Annotated in this window: 23 protein-coding genes; 11 read left to right on the top strand and 12 right to left on the bottom strand. The window is 43.9% G+C overall.

The window, feature by feature from the left end:
- Positions 1 to 120 precede the first annotated feature (120 nt).
- From QLH32_RS10985 to QLH32_RS10975, 3 genes are all read left to right on the top strand, one after another.
- Complete coding sequence (locus QLH32_RS10985; protein WP_283266255.1) at positions 121 to 1,032, top strand: matrixin family metalloprotease; 912 nt, start codon at positions 121 to 123, stop codon at positions 1,030 to 1,032.
- A 394-nt stretch (positions 1,033 to 1,426) separates the two neighbouring features.
- Positions 1,427 to 2,332, top strand: a complete 906-nt coding sequence (locus tag QLH32_RS10980) for a matrixin family metalloprotease (RefSeq protein WP_283266254.1) — start codon at positions 1,427 to 1,429, stop codon at positions 2,330 to 2,332.
- A gap of 132 nt (positions 2,333 to 2,464) precedes the next feature.
- Positions 2,465 to 2,836, top strand: coding sequence for a hypothetical protein (locus QLH32_RS10975; RefSeq protein ID WP_267982150.1), 372 nt, complete (start codon positions 2,465 to 2,467; stop codon positions 2,834 to 2,836).
- A 46-nt stretch (positions 2,837 to 2,882) separates the two neighbouring features.
- Here QLH32_RS10975 and QLH32_RS10970 read toward each other — a convergent pair whose 3' ends face one another.
- From QLH32_RS10970 to QLH32_RS10955, 4 genes are all read right to left on the bottom strand, one after another.
- Entirely contained in the window at positions 2,883 to 4,181 is a 1,299-nt protein-coding gene (locus QLH32_RS10970; RefSeq protein WP_283266253.1) for a lytic murein transglycosylase, read from the bottom strand.
- A 1,055-nt stretch (positions 4,182 to 5,236) separates the two neighbouring features.
- Complete coding sequence (locus QLH32_RS10965; protein ID WP_283266252.1) at positions 5,237 to 6,358, bottom strand: 5-(carboxyamino)imidazole ribonucleotide synthase; 1,122 nt, start codon at positions 6,356 to 6,358, stop codon at positions 5,237 to 5,239.
- Between the two features lie 11 nt (positions 6,359 to 6,369).
- A complete protein-coding gene (purE, locus tag QLH32_RS10960) occupies positions 6,370 to 6,882 on the bottom strand; it encodes a 5-(carboxyamino)imidazole ribonucleotide mutase (protein WP_267982147.1) in 513 nt (170 codons plus the stop codon).
- A gap of 134 nt (positions 6,883 to 7,016) precedes the next feature.
- Positions 7,017 to 7,370 carry a DMT family protein gene (locus QLH32_RS10955; protein WP_061517215.1) on the bottom strand — a complete coding sequence of 118 codons (354 nt, stop codon included), beginning with the start codon at positions 7,368 to 7,370 and terminating at the stop codon, positions 7,017 to 7,019.
- Between the two features lie 183 nt (positions 7,371 to 7,553).
- Here QLH32_RS10955 and mpl point away from each other — a divergent pair, with 183 nt between their 5' ends.
- Positions 7,554 to 8,915 (top strand): UDP-N-acetylmuramate:L-alanyl-gamma-D-glutamyl-meso-diaminopimelate ligase, encoded by a 1,362-nt coding sequence (gene mpl / locus QLH32_RS10950; RefSeq protein ID WP_283266251.1) that lies wholly within the window; start codon positions 7,554 to 7,556, stop codon positions 8,913 to 8,915.
- 231 nt (positions 8,916 to 9,146) lie between these two features.
- On the opposite strand, the gene QLH32_RS10945 is transcribed toward mpl, so the two are convergent.
- From QLH32_RS10945 to QLH32_RS10930, 4 genes are read right to left on the bottom strand one after another with little or no spacing between them, the layout of a single operon-like run.
- The gene (locus QLH32_RS10945) at positions 9,147 to 9,890 is read right to left on the bottom strand and encodes an SDR family oxidoreductase (protein ID WP_279960805.1); all 744 of its coding nucleotides are present in this window, start codon (positions 9,888 to 9,890) and stop codon (positions 9,147 to 9,149) included.
- A gap of 20 nt (positions 9,891 to 9,910) precedes the next feature.
- Positions 9,911 to 10,609 carry a histidine phosphatase family protein gene (locus QLH32_RS10940; RefSeq protein ID WP_283266250.1) on the bottom strand — a complete coding sequence of 233 codons (699 nt, stop codon included), beginning with the start codon at positions 10,607 to 10,609 and terminating at the stop codon, positions 9,911 to 9,913.
- Entirely contained in the window at positions 10,606 to 11,727 is a 1,122-nt protein-coding gene (locus tag QLH32_RS10935) for a phosphotransferase family protein (protein ID WP_283266249.1), read from the bottom strand. Before QLH32_RS10935 ends, QLH32_RS10940 begins: the two co-directional genes overlap by 4 nt.
- A 16-nt stretch (positions 11,728 to 11,743) precedes the next feature.
- Positions 11,744 to 12,973, bottom strand: coding sequence for an acyl-CoA dehydrogenase family protein (locus QLH32_RS10930; RefSeq protein ID WP_283266248.1), 1,230 nt, complete (start codon positions 12,971 to 12,973; stop codon positions 11,744 to 11,746).
- 105 nt (positions 12,974 to 13,078) lie between these two features.
- Here QLH32_RS10930 and QLH32_RS10925 point away from each other — a divergent pair, with 105 nt between their 5' ends.
- The 4 genes from QLH32_RS10925 to QLH32_RS10910 all read left to right on the top strand — a co-directional run bounded on the left by QLH32_RS10925 (position 13,079) and on the right by QLH32_RS10910 (position 17,017).
- A complete protein-coding gene (locus QLH32_RS10925; RefSeq protein ID WP_283266247.1) occupies positions 13,079 to 14,029 on the top strand; it encodes a LysR family transcriptional regulator in 951 nt (316 codons plus the stop codon).
- 268 nt (positions 14,030 to 14,297) lie between these two features.
- A complete protein-coding gene (locus tag QLH32_RS10920; RefSeq protein ID WP_283266246.1) occupies positions 14,298 to 15,254 on the top strand; it encodes a TerC family protein in 957 nt (318 codons plus the stop codon).
- A 191-nt stretch (positions 15,255 to 15,445) separates the two neighbouring features.
- A complete protein-coding gene (locus QLH32_RS10915) occupies positions 15,446 to 15,835 on the top strand; it encodes a hypothetical protein (protein WP_283266245.1) in 390 nt (129 codons plus the stop codon).
- Between the two features lie 21 nt (positions 15,836 to 15,856).
- Complete coding sequence (locus QLH32_RS10910; RefSeq protein ID WP_283266244.1) at positions 15,857 to 17,017, top strand: glutathionylspermidine synthase family protein; 1,161 nt, start codon at positions 15,857 to 15,859, stop codon at positions 17,015 to 17,017.
- A gap of 70 nt (positions 17,018 to 17,087) precedes the next feature.
- Here the strand turns inward: QLH32_RS10910 and QLH32_RS10905 are convergent, their stop codons facing one another.
- Complete coding sequence (locus QLH32_RS10905; RefSeq protein ID WP_283266243.1) at positions 17,088 to 17,561, bottom strand: hypothetical protein; 474 nt, start codon at positions 17,559 to 17,561, stop codon at positions 17,088 to 17,090.
- 181 nt (positions 17,562 to 17,742) lie between these two features.
- Between QLH32_RS10905 and guaD the strand changes: the two genes are divergently transcribed.
- The 3 genes from guaD (at position 17,743) to QLH32_RS10890 (ending at position 20,265) form a co-directional block, all read left to right on the top strand.
- A complete protein-coding gene (gene guaD / locus QLH32_RS10900; protein ID WP_283266242.1) occupies positions 17,743 to 19,059 on the top strand; it encodes a guanine deaminase in 1,317 nt (438 codons plus the stop codon).
- Between the two features lie 223 nt (positions 19,060 to 19,282).
- Complete coding sequence (gene hpt, locus QLH32_RS10895; protein WP_267982135.1) at positions 19,283 to 19,813, top strand: hypoxanthine phosphoribosyltransferase; 531 nt, start codon at positions 19,283 to 19,285, stop codon at positions 19,811 to 19,813.
- 200 nt (positions 19,814 to 20,013) lie between these two features.
- A complete protein-coding gene (locus tag QLH32_RS10890; RefSeq protein WP_004675429.1) occupies positions 20,014 to 20,265 on the top strand; it encodes a GlsB/YeaQ/YmgE family stress response membrane protein in 252 nt (83 codons plus the stop codon).
- Positions 20,266 to 20,315: 50 nt separating this feature from the next.
- Here the strand turns inward: QLH32_RS10890 and QLH32_RS10885 are convergent, their stop codons facing one another.
- From QLH32_RS10885 to QLH32_RS10875, 3 genes are all read right to left on the bottom strand, one after another.
- Positions 20,316 to 21,014: a DsbC family protein gene (locus QLH32_RS10885; protein WP_283266241.1), complete on the bottom strand. Its 699-nt coding sequence runs from the start codon at positions 21,012 to 21,014 to the stop codon at positions 20,316 to 20,318.
- A gap of 130 nt (positions 21,015 to 21,144) precedes the next feature.
- Entirely contained in the window at positions 21,145 to 22,296 is a 1,152-nt protein-coding gene (locus QLH32_RS10880) for a hypothetical protein (protein WP_283266240.1), read from the bottom strand.
- Positions 22,297 to 22,334: 38 nt separating this feature from the next.
- Entirely contained in the window at positions 22,335 to 23,516 is a 1,182-nt protein-coding gene (locus QLH32_RS10875) for a TolC family protein (RefSeq protein WP_283269327.1), read from the bottom strand.
- Positions 23,517 to 23,557: the final 41 nt, after the last annotated feature.

The raw sequence follows: 23,557 nt of genomic DNA, 5'->3' as shown, positions 1-23,557 counted from the left end.
TTCATTTTTTTATTTATTAGAAAAGAATCACACTTTTTAGTTTTATTTATTAAATAGATAGCGTTTTGACCTTTTTAAAATATTGCTCAAAAATAAGCCATATTTTGAGGAGTCTGGCTTATGCGTTATCTCAGTGTTGCGATGGTTACCGCGTGTTTATGCATGGGTTCCACCCAGTTCAGTTATGCTCAAAATGATCTACACAACATAAGTTCTCATCGCCATGAGGTGGTAAAAAAACCACTGTATTATCGTATCGCTGAAGTTGATCCACGCTTTAATTTAACTACCCAGCAGTTATTGGAACTCACCCAGCAAGCCGCAAAGATTTGGGAACAGGAGACAGGGCAACAACACTTTATCTATGACCCTCAAGCTGAGTTTAGCATTAACCTGGTGTATGACGAGCGCCAGCAACATAGCTCCAACCGTATTCAAGGCCTGAATCAACTGAAACAGCAACAAAAGCAATGGGAAAACCAGAACCAGCAGTTGCAGCAGATCAAGGATGAGGTGCAAAGAACCACGGCTTTGATTGCCAGTAAGCAATCCCAACTTACTGTCCAGTTTCAACAATACAACATGGAAGTGCAGCGTTTTAACCAGCAACGCTCATCCTCTAAAGATATGGCTGAGCAATTCAATCAGCGTCAGCATGCACTTGAACTCCAATCTGCGGCACTACAGCGTGAAATCCAGCAACATAATCAAAAAACACAGCAACTCAATCAGGAAATTATACGTTTAAACCACAACAATCAGCAGTTGGTTGCATCGGCAAATCAATTTAACCAGGTTTTCCAGCCTCGCCTATTCCATAAGGGCCTTTTTAATGGCAGACAGATTACGGTTTATGAATTCTCCTCTCTTGAGGACCTGCGCATGACCCTCGCACATGAGTTTGGCCATGCCTTGGGCCTACCCCATACCGATGATCCAAGCTCCTTGATGTATCCCGTCATTCAGAAACAGAATATCCAGAAATTCTCGCTCACTGATTCAGATCGGGAATTGGTGAAAGCAAGCTTGTAAAGCATAATTTTTACCAAATATCAGCCGTCAATTACTGACAAAAAATGACATATTAGTATATTTTTCGTGCAAATTTAAAAAATAATTATGTGAAAAATATTATATTTTTACAATTATTTACACCTCTTGTTTATGTGAATTTTTATATAAATTAACAAGAATTCACAAAACAGCTATAAAAAATAAACATTTGTTCTATCTCATTTTTTGCTTATTTATTAGTCAACACCTGATTATTTATTCAACTTTTTTGCTCTATTTCCCTGTGGGTATTTTTATTAATTTTCCAGAAATATTTTCTAAATTGATGATTTGTACAAAAATATATCAGTTTGACTCATGTATAAGTTTGGTTAAAATACGATCGTTTTCAAGCTTTTTTTGTTTTTTTATTATGCGCCTATTCTCTCTCCTATTGGCTACATGCTTATCCATGTTGGCCCATACAGCGACTTGTGCCCAGGTTTCGCCCAATGCTGAATTCTCACCAGTGCGTTATAGTTCTGAGAATCCATTACGCTACCGTATTGCCGACCTTGATCCACGCCTAAATATCAGCCAGCAGCAAATGGTTGAGCTGAGTAAACAGGCCGCCGCCATTTGGGAAAAAGACACAGGACAGAATTATTTTGTTTATGATCCTGAAGCGAAATTTGCCATCAACCTGGTGTTTGACCAGCGCCAGATTCGCAGCATGAAGCGCTCGGAAAACCTGAACCAACTGGAGCAGGAACAGCAAAACTGGCTGAATGAGAACCAGCAGTTAAAAACATTAAAAGATAATCTAACCCAATCACAAACACAGCTTGAATTGCAAAAGAAAGGCTATGAAAGCCAGGTTCAGCAATATCAGCAGGCATTGGCGCAATTCAAGGCACAAGGTTCTCGTTCTGAGTTCGTGGCTGGACTTCAACAGCAGCAATCCCGCCTGGAACAGCAGGCAGCCCAGTTACAGGGCCATATTGCGCAACACAACCAGCAGATCCAGCAATTTAACCAGCAAACAGAAAAACTTAAAAAGCTTCATCAACAAATGGCTGAGTCTGTTGCCCAGTTTAACCAGACCTTTAAGCCTGAAGTGCTTCACAAGGGACAGTTTGAGGGAAACCAGATTTCTATTTATGAGTTTTCCTCAATTGATGACCTGCGTTTAACGCTTGCACATGAATTTGGTCATGCACTGGGGCTTAAACACACCCATAATCCAAAGTCCCTCATGTATCCACGTATCAAGGAACAGGATGCCAAGGACTTTCAGCTAACGGATACCGATCTAGAATTACTGGGTTTGTCACGATAAGCCTAGTCTAAACGCATCATTGATTTCCCGAATGATGTTTTTGAACAAGATAACAAGAATGGGTCGATTCTTTTGATTTATTCATGTTATTGTGTCGATAAAACATCATTTTAGTCTTAAGCGGAGATCAACATGAGTTATTATCATATCCTGATTGAGGTGAACGATCACATCAGTACGATTGAGCAGACTCGTGATATTGAAATCCTGGATATTCAGGATATTAGCCCTTATCTCCACTCTATTTTAATCCCTTATTTCAATGAGCAGGAAATCGAGCTTGAGGACGAAAACGTTGCTTATGACGAAATCCTGCATCTGGAAGTGAAACAGACCCTTTTACCCATTGAACACTTGATTGAAGAAGAACAAAAACAGTTGCCAAGTGACACTGATGTGACCATCACGGCCTATGAAATTTTTAATGACCGTGATTTAAGTCAGGATGTGACCGCAGTGATTTTTGATATTCTGGAAGCGGTTAAACTGGACGATGCGCCATAAGTAAAAAAGGTCTGCATTTTGCAGACCTTTTTTGATGAACACATTATTATTGCATCATTTGTTTAGCTTGTTCCTGACGGAAAGCACGAAGAATCTGCTGACCTGCCCGTCCTGTAGGGTTTAAGCCTAAACGGCTTTGTTCTTTCTGAATGGCCTGACGGCTTTTATCACCAATCAAACCATCTACGGCCCCAATGTCATAGCCCCGCTGAATCAGGAACTGCTGGATTTCACGACGTTCTGCACGTGAGGTGCCAGCATCATCTGTTGGCCAGGCAGTTAAAAACGGTGTTCCACCCCTTAAACGGTCGGATAGATGCGCAATTGCCAATCCATAACTTTCCGCTGCGTTATAGCTATAAATCGCATCGAAGTTTTTAAACACCAAAAATGCTGGGCCATTGGCACCTGCTGGTGTAATCAGCCCCGCTGGTGTGCTGCCTGACAAATTGCCCTGAATCAATGCCGTACCATCCGCACGGGTTACGCCCTGCGTAATCCAGCTATTCAGTGACCTTTTATTACGACGGCTTTCGCCTGCAACCGACATACCTTGTGGAATTTTCACCTCAAAGCCCCACGGCATACCTGTTTGCCACCCTGCCCGTTTTAGGAAATTGGCAGTTGAAGCCAGAGCATCTGTGGTGCTTGAAACCAAATCACGGCGGCCATCCCCATCAAAGTCCACCGCCAGACGCTCATAGGTGGATGGCATGAATTGGGTATGGCCAAAAGCACCTGCCCAGGAACCATAGAGTTGATCTTGGGTTAAATCACCGCGTTGTAAAATCCGCATGGTGGCAAAGAACTCGCCACGGAAATAACTTTGGCGGCGGCCCTCACAGCTCAGTGTCCCCAAAGCCTGCAATAAAGGATATTTACCTGAAATGTCTCCATAATTACTTTCCACACCCCACACGGCTACCACCGTTTCAGCAGGAACACCATAGGCCTGTTCCACACGGTTCAGTACCGCACGATGTTGGGCCAGTTTTTGCTGCCCAGCCTGCACACGCTCGTTATCCACAAGCCCAGACAGATAATCCCAGATCGGAGTCGAAAATTCAGGTTGGTAATTTAATTTATCAATGACCGAATAGTCTGGTGCCAAATTTTGCGTATAACGATCATAGGTTAAGCCAGAAACACCTGAGGCAATTGCCTGGGAGCGTAAATTTGCCAGACAGCCCTGAAAACTGGAATTTGACGTATAGCTGCCTGTTACAGGTGCTGCTGCCGTTGTGGTGTTCGCCACCTTTGCACCATTAATAATGAGTTCTGCGTGTGCTTGATTAAAGAAAGCAAATAAGGCAGTGCCTATAAATAAACAAAAATGATGTTTCATGTCTTAACCAGAGTTTTTAAATTTAAATTTCTTGTTCACCTTAACATGCAACTGCACCATGTTCCGTTTGCAATCGTAACTTTGAATTCATTTATTGTCTTTTAAATTTAAAACCTGCAATCATTTTTGAATTTAAAAATAATTCCTATATTTTGAATTCAAAATAGCCACAAACCAATTTATAAGTTTTAAATTCAAAAATACAGCCTACTTTTAAATTCATTTATAAAGCTCAGTCTTTCTCAACCAAAGCCTGAACTCTTATGTTTTATAGAAACTTAGTTAATTTTTCTTTTTATAGGAGAAAACATACCCACAAGCTGATCCATTTAAATTCAAATATAAAGCACAAGCTAATTTTAAATTCAAAAGCCAACAGATTTTTTGAATTCAAAACTTATACAAAGGCATGTTGAATATCTTGAATTCAAATTTCAACCCGTACTTTAAATTCAAAAACACAAAATAAAGTTATCCACAATCCAGACAAAGCCCTAAATATGAATGTTCAACACCAAAAAGCAAAGCTTTTATCAAGCGTAATCCGAATAGTTTGAGCGAAGTTCACCTTGCAAAGCTTTAATTACTCACCATATAGATGGCAAATTTTTTCTTGGGTAATGTTGTCACTCATTTAGATAGTGACTCCTTTTTAGAATTAAAATATAAATTTAAAACATTGAAAATTATATTATTTTTATGAATTAACAACCTACTGCATACAAAAAAATAATTTTTATGATTTATATCAACTTATCCAATTTTTCTTGATACGGAAAGATATTCCCAGACTAATCACTTAACCTCAAATAAAAACACCATCCTGATTTTAAATTTAAAAACTGACAGATATTTTGAATTTAAACTGCAAATGATCCACTTTCATCGTTTTGAATTCAAATTACGCTCTCGGTTTTAAATTCAAATTTGTAAAAGAAACTTATCCATAAACCCAATATTTTTCATCCTTTTCAGGTTTTGAATTTAAAACTTTAAATTTAAACATCAGCCAATAAAAAAGCGACCCGAAAGTCGCTCTGATTATAAAAATGAATTTAAATTTTCATTTCATCAGTCAGTGCCAATGGCACAGGTAGAATTTTGGCAAGTTGACGACACAGGTCCGTTAAATCATCACGGTTATTCGGCATCAACGTAATATGTCCCAACTTACGGCCAGCACGTTCAGACTTATTGTAAAGATGTAGATGTGCACCTTTGAGTGCCAGCACATCTTCCGATTTTGGATGCTGACCGATAATATTCACCATCACGGTCGGACGAACCACATCAGTTGACCCCAATGGTAAGCCTGCAACCGCACGGATATGGTTTTCAAATTGTGAGCAAATCGCGCCCTCAATCGACCAGTGACCCGAGTTATGCACACGACACGCCATTTCATTGGCGTAAAGGCCTTGTTCCGTCACAAACAGTTCAAGTGTCAGCACACCAACATAGTTGAGATGGTTGAGCAGACGGGTGATGTAATCCTGCGCGACAGGCTGTAAATCTGTGCTGTTTGGTGCAGGAACGATGGAGTGGGACAAAATACCATTGTGATGGTGGTTTTCAGCAAGTGCCCAAGTTTTGACATCGCCATCCTGCCCACGCACCGCAATGATTGACACTTCACGACTGAATTTCACAAAACTTTCAGCAATCAAGCTTTTAGCGGGGCCAAGCTCAGCCCAGGCGGTATCAATCTGATCTTCGGAACGCAATACAAACTGGCCTTTGCCATCGTAGCCGCCTGTTACGGTTTTCAGTACGATTGGCAAGCCCAGATCAGTCACGGCCTGTTTTAAGCTGTCTAGGCTATCTACAGCACGGTACGGCGCAACAGGGATTCCCAGCTCATCAAACAAGCCTTTTTCAGCCAAACGGTTTTGGGCGGTTGCCAAAGCAAGGCGGGGAGGGTGCAATGTCTTGCTTTGTGTAAGCACATCCACATCGGCCACAGGCGTATTTTCAAATTCAAGGCTAAATACATCCGCACTGGCGATGAAATCCTGTAAACCCTGTGTATTTTTGCTTGAAAATACGGGTCCCAAAATCGCAGCAGGGCAATCAGTTTCCGCTTCAAAGAATGTGCATTGAATATTAAGTGGCAAAGCCGCTTGCGCCATCATGCGTCCAAGTTGCCCACCACCAAAAATGCCAATGGTTTTATTCATGATCAACTCCGTTAAACTTGACCAGGAATATTATTGCTCGACACTTTTTCGGTCTGTGCAGTACGGAAATCAGCCACATTTTTAGCGATATTTGGGCGAGTTAAACCTAAAATTTGTGCCGCCATAATCGCCGCATTGGTTGCACCTGCCTGACCAATTGCCAGTGTTCCCACTGCAATACCTGCTGGCATCTGCACAATGGAAAGCAATGAATCAACACCATTTAAGATTGAGGATTTCACAGGCACACCCAGTACAGGTAAATCGGTCTTGGCTGCACACATGCCAGGTAAATGCGCCGCACCACCTGCACCCGCAATAATCACCTGAATGCCACGATCACGCGCTGTTTCCGCATATTCAAACAAACGGTCTGGGGTACGGTGCGCAGAAACCACTTCAGCTTCAAAAGGCACACCCAGTTGTTTGAGCATGTTCGCGGTATGTTCGAGTGTTGCCCAATCGGATTGAGAACCCATGATAATCCCGACTAAAGGTTGGCTATCTGTTGCGACCGCATTCATTGGCTTTTCCAAAACATGATAAAAATAGGGGAATGTCTCGACTCGCGCCAAGCACAAAGGAATAAATTGGCAAATATTATAGCGGTTTTTTCAGGCATCCCCAAATAAAGAACACCTGGGCAGTGTCCGAAAAATTAGCTTTGGTTACGGAACACAAAATAGACACAGCCCATCAAACAAAACATCGCCCAGACATAGTCCAGTTTAAAAGGCTGCTTAAACAGGAAAATCATAAAGGGCACAAACACCAATAAAGTGACGACTTCCTGTGTAATTTTCATTTCCCCCAGACTCCAGCCATGCTGACTTAACAGTTTGGTTGCAGGAATCATAAAACTGTATTCCAGCAGGGCAATACACCAACTGAACAGGATCGCTTGCCAAAGTGGGGCATCATGTAAAATTTTAAGATGCCCATACCATGCCAAAGTCATAAAACAGTTGGAAATTATCAATAGGCATAACGCCAGCAGAGGGAAGCTCAACATAATGTCCTTTTATAGGAATACTATTTTAAAAACACTGGAATTTTATCATTCCTCAACGTCATTATAAGTAAAGAACAACAACGAATTTTGACTATCTTTTCCATAGCAGCCTTGCTATCTTTTGAGGCAAATTTTTAACTGCATAACACACGTTTTACGTGAATGAATAAAGCGAGATACAACATGCATCTGCATATTTTGGGTATTTGTGGCACGTTTATGGGGTCTTTGGCTCTATTGGCACGAGATTTAGGGCATAAAGTCACAGGTTCAGATGCCAACGTGTATCCACCAATGTCAACCCAACTGGAAAATGCAGGCATTGAGCTAATGCAGGGCTATGACCGCAGCCATTTGCAGCCGCATCCTGACCTTGTGATTGTGGGCAATGCCATGAAACGTGGTATTGATGCCATTGAATATATGTTAAACGAGGGTTTGCCTTATATTTCTGGCCCACAGTTTTTGGCAGATCATGTCTTGCAAGGCAAGCATGTGCTTGGTGTGGCGGGGACACATGGTAAAACCACAACCACGACCATGCTGGCTTGGGTGCTGGATCAGGCAGGTTTAAATCCTGGCTTTTTGATCGGTGGCGTACCACTTGGCTTTAGCGAAAGCGCACGTTTAGGTGGGGGAAAATATTTCTGTGTGGAAGCGGATGAATATGACTCTGCTTTCTTTGATAAGCGTTCCAAATTCGTTCATTACCACCCTAAAACGGCGATTTTAAACAACCTTGAATTTGACCATGCCGATATTTTTGATGATCTGGCTGCCATTCAAAAACAGTTCCACCATTTAGTGCGTACCATTCCAAGTGAGGGTCGTATTATTGCCCCGATTACTGAAAGCAATATTGATGAAGTATTAGCACAGGGTTGCTGGACGCCTGTCATTCGTACCAGTCTCGAAGCCAATGACCAAGCCGCTTTATCTGCTGAGTTGGTCAGTGCCGATGGCAGCCACTTTAAAGTGCTGGAACATGGCAATGTAATCGGTGAAGTACAGTGGAACATGACAGGGCAGCATAGTGTTGCCAATGCCTTAGCCACCATTGCCGCAGCTCAGCATGTGGGTGTAACGATTGAACAGGCTTGTGCAGCTTTATCCAACTTCGGTGGGGTCAAACGCCGTATGGAGCTATTGGGAACAGTTCGTGGCATCGAAGTCTATGATGACTTTGCCCATCATCCAACCGCAATTGAAACCACACTGGACGGCGCACGTAAGCGTTTAGGTGAGCGTAAACTGTGGGCAATCATTGAGCCACGCTCCAACACCATGCGTATGGGCAGCCATAAAGATGGTTTGGCGCATTCTGCACGTTTAGCCGATGAAGTGATCTGGTATCAACCAGAGGGCTTGGACTGGGATTTACAACCTGTGATTGCCGCTTCATCAAACAAGGCCGAAGTCAGCCGTTCTTTGGATGAGATCATTGCCCGTGTGGTCAATGAAGCAGGTGAGGGTGATGCTGTGGTGATCATGTCCAATGGCGGGTTTGGTGGATTGCACCAAAAGTTGATTACGGCTTTGTCGTAATCGAGCTTTTCATAATTTTAGAACGGTATTCACTATCGTGACAGGCGGCATGGATGCCGCCCGTTGAGCAGGGGTTACATGGACGTACACTCTGCTCAACAAAGAATTTTTGTTACTTTTCATCCCTGAAAAGTAAGGGAAATGCCTATACAAAAACAATTAAACCTATTCAGCCTATATAAGGCTGTGCAGCCTTTTCCAAATGAAATATATCCAATCCATTTATTGTAATTAACTCAATTTATTTACCAGTTTTAAAGGCAAAATCCTCATGGCAATCCCCATCGGCAACCACGGCCACTGCGGTACATACGCTTTTACAGGTGCTTTCTCAATGGCTTTGACCAAAGCCTTGCAACCCGTTTTCTCATCCACCTCAAATGGTAGTTTTTTCGCACCCTCATTCATCTCGGTACGAATATAGCCTGGAAAAATCGTGGATACCTTGATTGGTGTATTGAGCAGCTCCGCACGAATCCCTTCTGCCAAGTGTGCAACCGCCGCCTTACTGGCCGCATAGGTCGATAAATGCTTTGGTAGGCCACGTAGTGCGCTCATCGAGGAAATCACCACCAAATGCCCTTTATTCTGCGCCCTAAAGATTTCAACAGCCGCCTCACACTGCGCCAATGCCGAAATAAAGTTGGTTTCAGCAGTGGCTCGGTTCACTTCAAAATTGCCCTTACCAATACGACGGCCATCACCCACACCCGCATTGACAATAATGCGGTCAATCGTCCCGAATTCTTGCTGAAAGGCCTTAAAGACAGTGAAAACATCATCGTAATGGGTAACATCCAGCACCTTGATATCCACCTGCACCGAATGTTGGCTTTGTAGCTCCTGTTTGAGTGTTTCCAACCGTTCCAGTCGACGTGCACACAGCGCAAGGTTGTAACCTTTGGCAGCAAACTCACGCGCCATACCTGCACCCAAGCCCGAACTTGCACCAGTAATTAAAATCGTCTTTGCCATGTCTGCCACCTATTGTTTTTTTAAATCCATGTAAGAAGTTCTGCATCATGTGTTTTTAAATAATGATGCTCATTAAAACTGAGTAACTGCAAACGCCCATCCACCCAACGCAACGTGGTGATACTGGCATTGGTGATAGACCAGTTCAGTGCAAAAATCTGTTTGGCATTTAAACCCAAGACCTTGCCCACAGCCACAGAAATCACACCACCAGAACTAAACACCACCGCCTGACGCTGTTGGGTTGCATCAAGATGCTCACACAGGGTTTGCAAAGCAGTTTCTACACGCGATTGAAAGCCTAACCAAGTCTCATGATATTCATGGTCATATTGCTCTCCAATCCAGCGATCAATCGCGCCATCAAAAATTTTGGCCAGATAGGCACGTGGATTGGCTACCAGCTCGACATCCTGTTTCAGCAATTCAGGCTGATTAAACCGTGGTTCGTATTGTGCAAACACCTGTTGATGGTCAAATTCATTCCATAAAGACTCTGTTTGAATCGGTGCATCGTGGAAACTTTTCGACAAGGCCAACTGTGCGGTTTGCTGATGGCGTTGCATTGAGCCTGCCACCACCAACGGTGTATGTTTCAGGGTTTGCTTAAAAAAATCACCCACAACCTGTGCCTGCTGTTCACCTTTGGCCGAAAGCTGGTCATAACTTGCCGCACCAAATGAGGCTTGCCCATGTCGCACCAAATAAATTGTGCTCATCGTTTTAAAATATCCTGTAGTTTTGCGCCATATTCAGGAATCAATTGCTGTGCTTCAGCATTGTTTGCTGCAATCAGTTTTAATGCCCGAATATGCAAGGCATGAATCAAAATCCAGAAATCCTTAAAGGCAGGATTATCGGTTTGTTGATGGTAATAACGATAATAAATCTGCTGTGCAATCACCGCCAAACGGAACAAGCCAAACACTTCATAGAAAGCCCAATTTTCTGGTTGTAGGCCTGTTTTATCCAGATAGTAATCCACCACCTGCTGGCGTGTCAGCATGCCTTTTAAGTTGGTCGGCTGGCGACGGCTGGATTTCATCAGGGCATCGTCATCTTCCTGAATCCAGTAGGCAAGGGCGCTGCCCAAATCCATCAATGGATCACCCAGTGTCGCCATTTCCCAATCGAGCACACCAATCACCTGAGTCGGTTGTTGTGGATCTAAAATGACATTATCAAAACGCCAGTCATTATGAATCACACAGGTTTTAGAATCGGCTGGAATATGTTGCTGTAACCACTGACGCACAAAGGCAAAATCAGGCACATTCGGCGTTAAGGCTTTGGCATAACGACCCTCCCAACCCTCCACCTGACGGCGGCAATAGCCATCGCCCTTACCCAGTTTTTCCAGCTCAGCTCCCTGATAAGGCACTTGATGCAACTCAATCAGCTTATCCAGCACATTCAAACACAGTTGCTGAACCTGTTGCTCATCCAGTTGTAATTCTTTGGGTAAATTGGCACGTGGAATAATGCCTTCAATCCGTTTCATCACATAGAAATCACAGCCAATTACACTGTCATCCTGACACAGTGCCAGCATTTCAGGCAAAACTGGATAGAATGGTGCAAGATAGTTCTGAACGTTATATTCACGTGCCATATCATGTGCGGACTTGGCTTTGGTGCCTTTCGGTGGACGGCGTAAAATCAGATCTACATTGTCATATTGCAGGCGATAGGTCCAGTTGGATGCACCACCCGAATATTGGGTCACTTGCGCTTGCCCTTGTAAAGACACACCCTGATTTTTTAACCAGTTTTCAACCGCTGCAATATCCAGTTCCTCACCATGTCGAACCTGACCACCCACATCAATCACTGTCATTTTTTTATATCCTTGATTAACGTCCATAACCACGTTTTTTAAGTTCCAGTTTGGCAATCATGCCTTTATGTACTTCGTCAGGTCCATCGGCTAAACGTAAACTACGCGCCTGATTAAAGAACGCAGTGAGGGGAGTATCGCGAGACACACCTTCGCCGCCGTGAATCTGGATCGCCATATCCACCACATTTTGCAATACCGTTGGCGCGACCACCTTAATCGCAGAAATTTCGGTGAGTGCTGCCATATTGCCCAACGTATCCATCTTATAAGCTGCATACAGGGTTAATAAACGGGCTTGGTCAATTTGCACACGGGCTTCTGCCACACGTTCTAAATTCCCACCCAACTTTAATAGTTCTTTGCCAAAGGCTTTACGGGACATACCACGATCAATCATCAACTCTAAGGCTTTTTCTGCTGCCCCAATACAACGCATACAATGGTGGATTCGTCCTGGCCCTAAACGCCCTTGTGCAATTTCAAAACCTTGCCCTGCGCCACCAATAAAATTGCTCACTGGCACACGCACATTGTCAAAACTGACCTGCCCATGTCCATGTGGCGCATCATAATCACCAAACACAGGCAACATTCGTTCAATGGTCACGCCTTGCGTTTCAATCGGCACAAGTACCATCGAATGTTGATGGTGACGGTCTTTGCTTGGGTCAGGGGTATAGGCCATAAAAATAATCACTTTGGCATTGGGGTCACCCAAACCAGACGACCACCATTTACGCCCATTCAGTACAATTTCGTCCCCATCCACCACCGCAGTCGCTTGCATATTGGTGGCATCACTGGACGCCACCGCAGGTTCGGTCATACAGAATACCGAGCGAATTTCACCATTGAGGAGCGGTTGTAGCCATTGTTGTTTTTGTGCCTCACTGCCATAACGCCATAACACTTCCATATTGCCGCTATCAGGCGCGTTACAGTTAAAAACCGTTGGTGCGAGCAAACTACGCCCTGTCAGTTCAGCAATATGTGCATATTCCTGCACCGATAAGCCTGCACCCAACTCGGCATCAGGTAAAAACATATTCCACAAGCCTGCGGCTTTGGCCTTATTTTTCAGTTGTTGTAATTGCTCAGGCCATTGCCATTTGGTCCAGTCACCATCGACATTTAAATGATGCACCTCATCCCAAAATGTTTTTTCAATGGGTTCTATTTCTTGTTGAATAAAGGTTTGCGTTCGTGCAATAAAATCCTGTGCGCGTTCGGATAATGCAAACATCATCAGTTCCCTCAATGTAAAATATGGCGAATATTGATTCGCTGCTTTACATCACCATAAGCGAAATTTTATTATGAATGAAATGATTTTATTTTATGCATGACTATGAATCATATTCATAATATAAGCCCACTGGAAGTGGGACATTTTCATCGGATTGACATTAATCTCTATCCACTTTTTATCGCCATTTTTGAACAAAAGAGCATTTCCAAAGCAGCGCAACTGCTGTGTATCAGCCAGTCTGCGGTTAGCCATGCCTTGCAACGTTTACGCACTCAACTAAATGATGAACTATTTGTGCGTAGTGGACAGAAAATGCTTCCCACACCGTATGCCGAGCAGATTTATCAGCCGATTCAAACCGCCTTATTGACTATTCAGGGTATTGCGGTACCGCAACAGGACTTTGACCCAAGCATGTTGCACAGCCTGAAAATTGCCATTCACGATGAAATTGAACCGATTATTTTTCCCCAGTTGGTGCATCACTTTGCCCAACTAAATCTGGATATTCAGTTTTTGAGCTCCAAGCTGGATCGTAAAAATATGTTGGCTGATCTTTCAGCCCAGCAAATTGATTTTGTGATTGATCTGGTACAGCCTTATCAAGCCAATTTGCAGTTTGAAAACCTGATTGAAGATCATTTTGTGGTATGTACGCAACAGCCTAAAATGGATTTATCGCTGTATTTATCCTCGCCGCATATTGGTGTGTCTTCACGGCGTACAGGTTTATTACTCGAAGATATTTATCTCAACCGCCAACAATTATCCCGTCAAATTTTCCTGCGTTGCCAGCACTATGCAACCGCCTTGCAGGTACTGGCACAATATCCAAATGCCATCCTCACCATTCCACAAAGCATCCTCAAACATTTGCATTATTCAGCAGATTTGCATATCCATGCCTTGCCGATTGAACTGCCCAAAATCAGGATGGGCATGTACTGGCATGAGCATGTCAAACACAATCCACGACACCAGTTTTTACGGACTGAGATCTTAAAGATTTTTAATCCTGACTTATTTGATAGAGATTTGCACATTGTTTAAAAGTATGTAATTCTATACACATCTTTGGATGTCATTATCCATACAGAATTTGACAAGGGGAGTAGCCTCCTCCAAACCTCAGTGCTGAAATCGTGGTACTCAGGTGTCAGAGCTCCGTCATTACACTTTGCAAAAAGTCGGACTCTGAGCATCATCCTTTATGGTGATGTAGGCAAGACCTTGATCATGTTGAAACAGATGTTTTATTTAATTCATCTGGCAACTGGTCAAGGTTTTTTTATGTCCATTTGCCAGATAGGGAGTTGTGATGGAAACTATCGGCAATCTATGGCTGTATGTGGTGTTTTTCGGCATTGTGGCGGTCATGCTACTGGTCGACTTTTTAGGCTTTAAACAAAAACAGGAGCAGGATGTTCCAATCAGGCAGGCTGCCTACTGGAGTGTGGCCTGGGTCACTGTGGCGGTGCTGTTTGGTGGAGGTTTGTGGCTCTATCTACAGCAAACCATCGGGACAACCATCGCCAATCAAAAAACCATGGAGTACTTTGCGGGTTATTTACTGGAAAAATCGCTGGCGATTGACAACGTCTTTGTCTGGCTGATGATTTTCGCCGCATTTGCCATTCCACCTGCGTTGCAGCGTAAAATCCTGCTGTACGGCGTACTCGGCGCAATTGTCCTAAGAACCATCTTTATCTTTATTGGGGCCTGGTTTGTTCAGGAATTTTCTTGGGTGCTCTATATTTTCGGTGCGTTCCTTGTCTATACAGGCTTCAAGTTCCTGAAAGGGCAGGATGAAGAAACCAATATCGAAGATATTAAATTACTTAAATGGCTGCGCGGGCACATGCGGATTACCCCACAGCTTGAGGGCAACAAGTTCTTCGTGCGTCAGAATGGCCTACTATGGGCAACGCCATTGTTTCTAGTCTTAATCCTGGTTGAGGCATCCGATGTGATTTTTGCGGTGGATTCCATCCCTGCAATCTTTGCCGTCACCAGTGACCCGTTCATTGTCCTGACCGCAAACCTGATGGCGATTCTAGGCCTACGTGCCATGTTCTTCCTGCTGGCTGGTGCCGCAACCAAACTGCATTACCTACCGTATGGACTGGGCATCATCTTATTGTTTATTGGTGCAAAAATGTTATTGCTGGATGTATTCCACATGCCAATCTGGATTTCATTGGGCTTTATCGTACTGGTACTCAGTATCACCGCTTATCTATCATTACGTCATAATAAAAAGCAGTTGCAATCTTAATCATTTGAATTCAGGCATTTGATAAATTCAGGTGCCTGAACAGTTAAATCATAAAAATAGACTGTACATTAAAAAAACAGATCAATATCATATGGCGGCTTAAAGCTTTTATCTTTCCTAATCAGAAACATAATAAAACAAGGGCTGTTCACATCAATGTCGATCATGCCAATTAAAATGAGTGGGGTCTCATGCGTTCTCAAAAAATTAATCTTGTGGTGGTGCCATTGTTACTCACTGCGTGTAGCCACAATGATGGCCCATTGGTGCAGGATGTCTACAACAACCAATATGACTGTGCAAGCGACTGGAACACTGAAACCTGTGAAGAGGAAAATAGTTCGGGTAGCGGTGGCTCAAGTGCTGGTGTGCGCTACTACGGCGGTTTTGGTTCTGGACGTTACCTCGGGCCACAGTATTATCAGGGCAATCGGGAAGTGTCCTTTCGCGGCAATACCCTACGCCCGCGCAGCAACCTCAGTGTCGGGCAGCCCATGATCTCAACCACGGCAAAAAGTTACTCTGCCTCCTCACCTGTTCGTGGTGGTTTTGGCCGTGGCGGTTCTTCATTTGGTGGCTGATCAGGAAAACTGAAATTTTGTATGAAAAGAAAAATCCTAGCACCGCGTACCGACTGGCAGCTTGAGCACCAAAAGATTGGTTTTGACTACTTTAACTTACCCTCACTGGATGGCTCAATTTATTGGTCAGAGGGCATTGCCTACGAATTTACCCTCAGGCAGATTGAACAGCTTGAAGATGCGTCCAATGAACTGCATCAAATGTGTTTATCTGTTGCTGGCGACTTGATTCAGCGCGGTAACTATCCTGATTATTTCCAGATTCCACAGGACGCGATTGCTCACATTGAACAGTCATGGCAACGCAATGCACCGATGCTGTATGGGCGTTTTGACTTTGCCTATGATGGACGCAACATCAAAATGTTGGAATACAATGCGGATACCCCGACAGGCCTGCTGGAAGCCTCTGTGGCGCAATGGCTGTGGATTGAACAGGTTTCAGGTATTCCCAACCGTGATCAGTTCAACAGCATCCATGAGGAATTGATCAAGCGTTGGCGAACCATTCTGCCAAGAGGTAGCCATGTGCATTTCGCTGCCTGTCAGGAAGCAGGGCGGGAAGATTGGGGCAATCTGGAATACCTGATGGATACCGCTTATCAGGCCCAACTACAGGTCTCTGAACTGTCGATGGAAAATATCGGCTGGGATGGGCAGGGTTTTGTTGATCTAAACAATCGTCCCATTCACAACCTGTTTAAGCTTTACCCATGGGAATGGATCTGGGAAGAGTCATTTTCAAAATACCTGACAGCACAAAGCAACTGGATTGAACCCTGCTGGAAAATGCTGCTTTCCAACAAGGCCATCTTAGTTGAGCTGTGGAAACGCTATCCACACCATCCGCTTTTGCTTGAAACCCATGCCTTTGACCCTCAACAACACCTTGCTGGCAAATGGGTGAAAAAGCCGATTTTGGCGAGGGAGGGAGCCAATATTCGCGTGTTGCAGGATGGTCAGGACCACGGCGCTGCATCTGGCAGTTTCTATTTTGATGACTATGACAAATACGGCTATGTGGTACAGGAATGGGTGGATACGCCATTGTTTGCAGGGCAGTTGCCCACCCTCGGTTTATGGATGGTTGGACATCAGTGTGCAGGCATGTCGATTCGTGAGGACTGCTACGACATTATTGGCAATGATGCCCATTTTGCCGCGCATTATTTTGTGGAGTAATAAACGAAGTTTAAATCCTCGCCTTATATATTGGTTTGCAATACCAATATATAAGGTAGATGATCTCATCTTAGATCGTATGCGCCGCCACCCGTTTCATATAGGATACTAAACGGGTAAAAAACAGGATTTGCAGGAAAATCGTAAAGGCAGAGACACACCATTCATACCACATCTCAAATGCGGTCTGTGCCAGACCAAAATATTGGTAAATTCCCAGTAACACCAGTCCAAAGACAACCCCAAACACCGTGTTCTGCATTAAGATGGGAAACGATAGGGCAGTAATCCGATTCAGGAAGTTCATCCCCTCATCGCCACCATTGGCCTGATAGGTACGCTGAATGCCGATCACCATAATCACCAGTGTCAATGCAGCCTCAACCCCAATCACGCGCATATCATAATAAGGGGAATACATACCGTAGTAGTACACCACACTGACAACCAACGCCGCCGCAAGATAATAGTTTTTATAGTGTTGCCTGCTCAAGGTATCTTCAGCCAGCTCATGCGCCAAAGCCTTGGTATTCCAGTAATACATATGTATTTTTCTCAAAGGGTATAATTATTGCTGACAATTTACCCATTTCCACCCAAAAGTAAAGTGAATTGATTCAATCCATTACTCACATTTATATACGTTTTAATGGCCCAAATTAGGCGAATAATCCAGTAAGCTGAATAAAATCGGGTACAATCAACGAAAAACATTGTAGGTTGTTATGACTTTGACTACTCCCATCACGGTCGTTCGTGGTCGCTTCTTGGATATCCAAAAAACCGTTTCCCAGGCAAAAGATATTATTGATCAGGTTCGTTATATCGAAGACGGCGTGCTGATCGCTGAACAGGGTAAAATTCGCTGGTTTGGCAGTTGGGATGATGCCCAAGCGTATTTACCTGCAAACGTTGAAATTCAGCATTATCCAGAGCAATTGATCATTCCAGGCATGATTGACACCCATATCCATTTTCCGCAAACTGAAATGGTCGGGGCCTACGGTGAACAGTTGTTAAGCTGGTTGAACACCTATACTTTTCCAACTGAAATCCAGTTCAAGGACAAAGCCTATGCGCAAGGGATTGCAAAGTTCTTTGTACAGGAACTGCTTAAAAATGGCACCACCACCGCACTGGTATTCTGTACCGTGCATCCTGAATCGGTGGATGCTTTATTCGAAGCCGCAGCACAGCAGCAGATGCGTTTAATTGCAGGCAAGGTGATGATGGACCGTCATGCACCAGAAGCGCTGTGTGATACTGCCGAGAGCGCCTATGACGATTCCAAAGCATTGATTGAAAAATGGCATGGTCAGGGTCGTGCCTTATATGCGATTACCCCACGTTTTGCGCCGACCTCAACACCTGAACAGTTAGAGCGGGCAGGACAGTTAAAAGCCGAATTCCCTGATGTCTACATTCATACACATTTAAGTGAAAATAAGGATGAGATTGCATGGGTCAAGGATTTATTTCCTGAGCAAAAGGGCTATCTCGATGTTTATCATCATTATGGTTTAACAGGAAACCGTTCGGTGTTTGCACATTGCGTGCATCTGGAAGATCAAGAATGGCAATGTATGCACGATACCGACTCTGCAATTGCCTTTTGTCCAACCTCAAACCTGTTTTTGGGCAGTGGCTTGTTTCCATTGAAAAAAACATGGCAGCAGCAGGTTAAGGTCGGTCTCGGTACCGACATTGGGGCGGGGACCTCGTTTAGTTTGTTGCAGACCGTCAATGAGGCCTACAAGGTGCAACAGTTGCAGGGTGATAAATTGTCTGCGTTTGAATCGCTGTACCATGCGACACTGGGCGGTGCGAAAGCCCTCGACTTGGATGACAAACTCGGTAACTTTAATGTGGGCAAGGAAGCTGATTTTGTGGTGTTGAATCTCAAGCCGACCGCATTGCAGCAACTGCGCCAGTCACGCTCAAAGTCAATCGAGGATAGCCTATTCGCCTTGTTTACCATGGGTGATGACCGAAATATTGAGGCAACCTATATCTATGGACAAAAAGCCTACAGCCAAAACTAAGGTTTTGAATAAACGCAAGTTTGGGTGGATTTTATTGGCAACCTGCTGTGCTGCACTGCTGAGACGTGACAGTCATCAGCCGAAAAATGATACATTTTCTGCACCATCAAAGGTGCATGAACGGTGATTTTGTTTTAAAATTCGCATATTCGCTCAAGATTTCGAGGTGTTGCAGGTCAACACCTTTTTTATTTCCCATTTTTTACGTTTTAGGAATCTGCCAATGACCATTGCAATGCGCATTATGATTTCCAGTGAAGAGATTCAAGCCAAAGTGAAACAACTCGGTGAGAAAATCAATGCACACTATGCTCAAAGTGACAAGGAACTGGTATTGATTGGTTTACTGCGTGGTTCAGTCATTTTTATGGCAGATTTGTGCCGTGCCATTGAAAAGCCGCACGAACTGGACTTTATGACCGTGTCCAGCTATGTCAATGGAACAACAGTTTCATCACGGGATGTTAAAATTTTAAAAGACCTTGATGGAGAAATTCGGGGTAAAGATGTGTTGGTCGTGGAAGATATTATTGATTCTGGACATACACTAAGTAAAGTGATGGAAATTCTACAAACCCGTAATCCAAACTCAATTGAACTGTGTACGCTGGTGAGCAAGCCATCACGCCGTGAGATTGACCTGGAAGTGAAGTTTTTAGGCTTTGAGGTTGAGGACCGTTTTATTGTGGGTTATGGTCTCGACTTTGACCAGAAATATCGTCACTTGCCATTTATTGGTGAGATTGGTCTTTAAATCCATATTCCTGTGCGCGGCCAAAGGCCGTGCTCTACTCAGGGGTTGAAAAGCTCCTTTTTTTATATCGCCGTATTAATCAAACCCTGCTAAAGACTGCACAAAAATACGACATAAGTGGGGAATCCACTACAGACAAAAGCTGCTCTAATCAAGCAGGATAATTATAAATACCGTTGTTAAAACAAGGAGAAAAGACAATGTGGTCTCTAATTGTGGCAATTGTAGTGGGTTTCTTTGCGGGTCTGATTGCCCGTGCGTTACACCCAGGAGATGATAAGGCGGGCTTTATCGTGACCACCCTACTGGGTATCGCAGGTTCGTTGTTGGCAACCTACGGTGGCCGCTTGCTGGGCTTATACGGCGAAAATTCGGTGGCGGGATTTATTGCCTCCGTTATTGGTGCGGTGATTATTTTATTTATCTACAACCTGGTCAGCAAAAAAAGCTAAACTCATTGAATACTCCCAATTCATGCTGTAATGGATTGGGAGCTGTTTATTTATAATCCCAGTTCTTTCCAGATCAGCTGAATTTCCTCTGCACTGCGTTCCCCCGTCATTTTAAAACCCGTCTCAAAAATCAGGGTAGGGGTTCCCTCAACACCCAGTTTACGTCCCAACACCAGATTACGCTCAATCGGGTTGGCACAGGTTTTTTCTTTAGGCTGAACATTTTTTTGCAGCAGGTTTTTCCATGCATAGGCCTGATTCGGGTCACACCAAACTTGCTTAGACACTGCAATAGATTGGGATTTTAATGGATAGATAAAGGTGTAAATGGTTACATCATTCAACTTGTCCAGCTCCGCCTCCAGTTTTTTACAGTAAGGACAATTCGGGTCTGAAAACACGACAAGCTGACGTTTTCCTGTCCCCTTAACGGTTTTGATCGCGTCCTTGAATGGAAGCTGCTTCCAGTCAATTGAATTCTGCTGAAGTAGCAAATCCTTGGTCAGGTTCTTCTGGTCTTTTAAACGCACCATTGATCCAACCAGCATATATTGCGCATTTTCATCCAGATAAATAATCTGGTTATCCAGACTGGCGCTGTATAGACCTGGCATTTCCGTGGCCTGAATGTTGCTGACCTGAATATTGGGATAATGCCTGCTTAAATTGCTTTTTAATGTCTCCACATTGGCTAAGCTGATGGCTGAAACACAGCTCAATAATGAAAACATGGCAATTTTTTTTAACATGGATATTCACTCAGGCACTGTTACGCTGGTTATTGTAATCCAGCTCCATTTCACAAACAGCCAAATTTACCGAGCAGCAACCAAAAACCAAACAGGAACATCAAGGTTTCACGTGGAACGTTGCATCTGCTTAAATCCGTCCCACTTCAAAATAGGGAATTCGTGCAAGGTCAAACAATGGTCTTGGGTCTTGTTGATAGCTTAAAAAACCATGCATGCCAGTAAGCAGTTCACCCTTATAAAACTGATTCAGTTTCTGACGTGGGTCCTGATGCGACAGGGTAAATGAAATGCAGCCAACGCCTTGTTGTCTGGAAAGTTTTAACGCCTCCCGCAACATATGGTCGTGCAGGAACAGGTGTTCAGGATGACATAACAGTGAATGCAGGGCATGATATTTAAATGATTCGCCAATTTTAGGCAGAGTCATGAGTCCAGCCCATTTTGCAAGTAGATTATAAATTGGTCGGATCAGGCCAATCGACCAGTGATAATGCAAAATCTTGCTTTGCTTGAATGCCGATTGGCGCCATAAACCAAACATGCCCACAATCTCATCATCCAGCAGGTACAACTGAAAATCATGTAAACTCAGGCCTTGAAAATACTCATCTTTTCGTAGTAAATGATAAAAATCATAGGCAGGTATAAAGTTATAGAACTGCGCCATTTTTTGCACAAACTCATTCATTTGCTCAATATACTGTGGCTGTGCGGTGACTCGTTTCACCCTGGAAAAATCAAGCTGACCCTGTGTCTTCATAATCTCTGGATACTGGGCTGTTTTAAATCCTGTCAGAGTCAAAGTTTCCACCAATCCCTCATCATAATAGTCAGGTAATCCTGTCCTACCTGTCTGCAAGGCAGCCCGTGCGGCATAATTGTCATTAAAAATAATGATTTGATTAAAATTAGGATGATGCATGGTCTCCTGCATTTTTTTACCGAGTAATTTAAGTAAGGATTGACCACGAAATTGCAGATCGACCCTTAAATCACAGGCATAACGCATTGGAAAAACATGCCCATTGACATAGCAGTGGCGATAGCCATTGCCATAGCATGCCAGTAGTTTTTTGGTGGTTTTATCCTCAATCTCTGCATTGTCATTGGCCTCATAAATGACCCTGGCTGCCTGAAAATAACTGGGCTCACGCTGAAAGCTCAGCATGACACCGCGTGTGGTCATCGGTACTGCCACCAATTGGCGTAATGCCTGATCATCTTCTGGTGTGGCTTCCCTGACCACCAGATAGGGTGCCTTTTTCTCGGTCGTTTGCATCCTGTTTACTCCTTTAAACATAGGTGGCTATCAGCAAATCATTTGCTGTTATTTACAGCGTTCAGCCCTCCCATCTGATCCAGCAATTGATAAACCAACACCACCTCATCCTGATCATTCAGGACTTGCTGGGTCTGCATATCGAATAGGGTTTGTTCTGCGGTGAGTTCATCAAAGGTGGTCTTAGTACCAACTTCCTGTTCTTTTTTGATGTATTGCAAGGCCACTGTGGCAGACTGAACTGCTTCATGAAGCGCCAGCCTATTTTGTCGGATAGCTTCAAGCTGGGCATAGCTGGTCTGAATGTCCTGCTGCAAATTTTGTTTCAGGGTTTGTGCCTTTTGCTTTGCCAGATCAACATCCGTTAACGCTTTTAAGCGATTGGCGCGATTTAACCCATCATCAAACAGTGGAATTTTCAGTTGCGCACTGACCGAGTAATTTTCACTTTTGCTGTTTGGGGTTTCAAGCTGATCCTGTACACCTGCTCGGCTATTCAACATCAACATCGGCTTAAGTTCCAGCTTGCTAAGATGATACTGTTGCTGTGCGGCCTGTTGTTCATACTGCGCCTGTCGTAACAGGGGATGTTGCTCTAATTGCCCCAAAGCGGTTTCAACATTGGCTGGAATCGTGGGTAAGTTGGCAATTTGTTTTAAGTCTTGTGCCACTTGACCCGTCACCAGATTAAACTGGGTCTGCGCTATTTTAAGGTTGGACTGTACGCTGACTACATCAGCAATGCCTTGCGCATACTGCGCCTGTACCTGCGCCAGATCGGCACGGGTAATCATGCCGACCTTAAAACGTCGTTCCGCTTCATATAAGGACTGCTTTAAATTGGCACGCATCTGGATTTTCAAGTCCAGCAAAGCCTGCTGTTTCAGTACATTACAATAGACTTTTACCGTTTGTAGAATCGTGTCAGCACTTTGACCAGACACAGCCTGTCCACGAGCTGCCAGTTGCATCTTGGCAGCATTGATGCCTGTACGGTAACGGCCAAAGGTATACAGTGGATAGTCAAATTGCAGCTCTGCACCATGAAAATTTCTGGAACCCTCGGTCGGCACATACACACCTTGCGGTGTCACCACTTTTTCATGGCCATACTGTCCCACCAGATTGACGTTAAGGCCATATTGCTGTTTGGCCTGTTGCAACATGGCCTGACCCTGTGCCAAATTCAACTGACTCAGCTTTAACTGGCTTTCATGCACCAATGGCCTGATCCAGTGTCAGGGCAAAACCTGTAGGCGCA

This window comes from Acinetobacter corruptisaponis, assembly GCF_030053775.1.
GTDB classification, from domain to species: Bacteria; Pseudomonadota; Gammaproteobacteria; order Pseudomonadales; family Moraxellaceae; genus Acinetobacter; species Acinetobacter corruptisaponis.
Note: the sequence above shows the minus strand (reverse complement) of the source record. Positions and strands in the feature narration are given on the sequence as shown.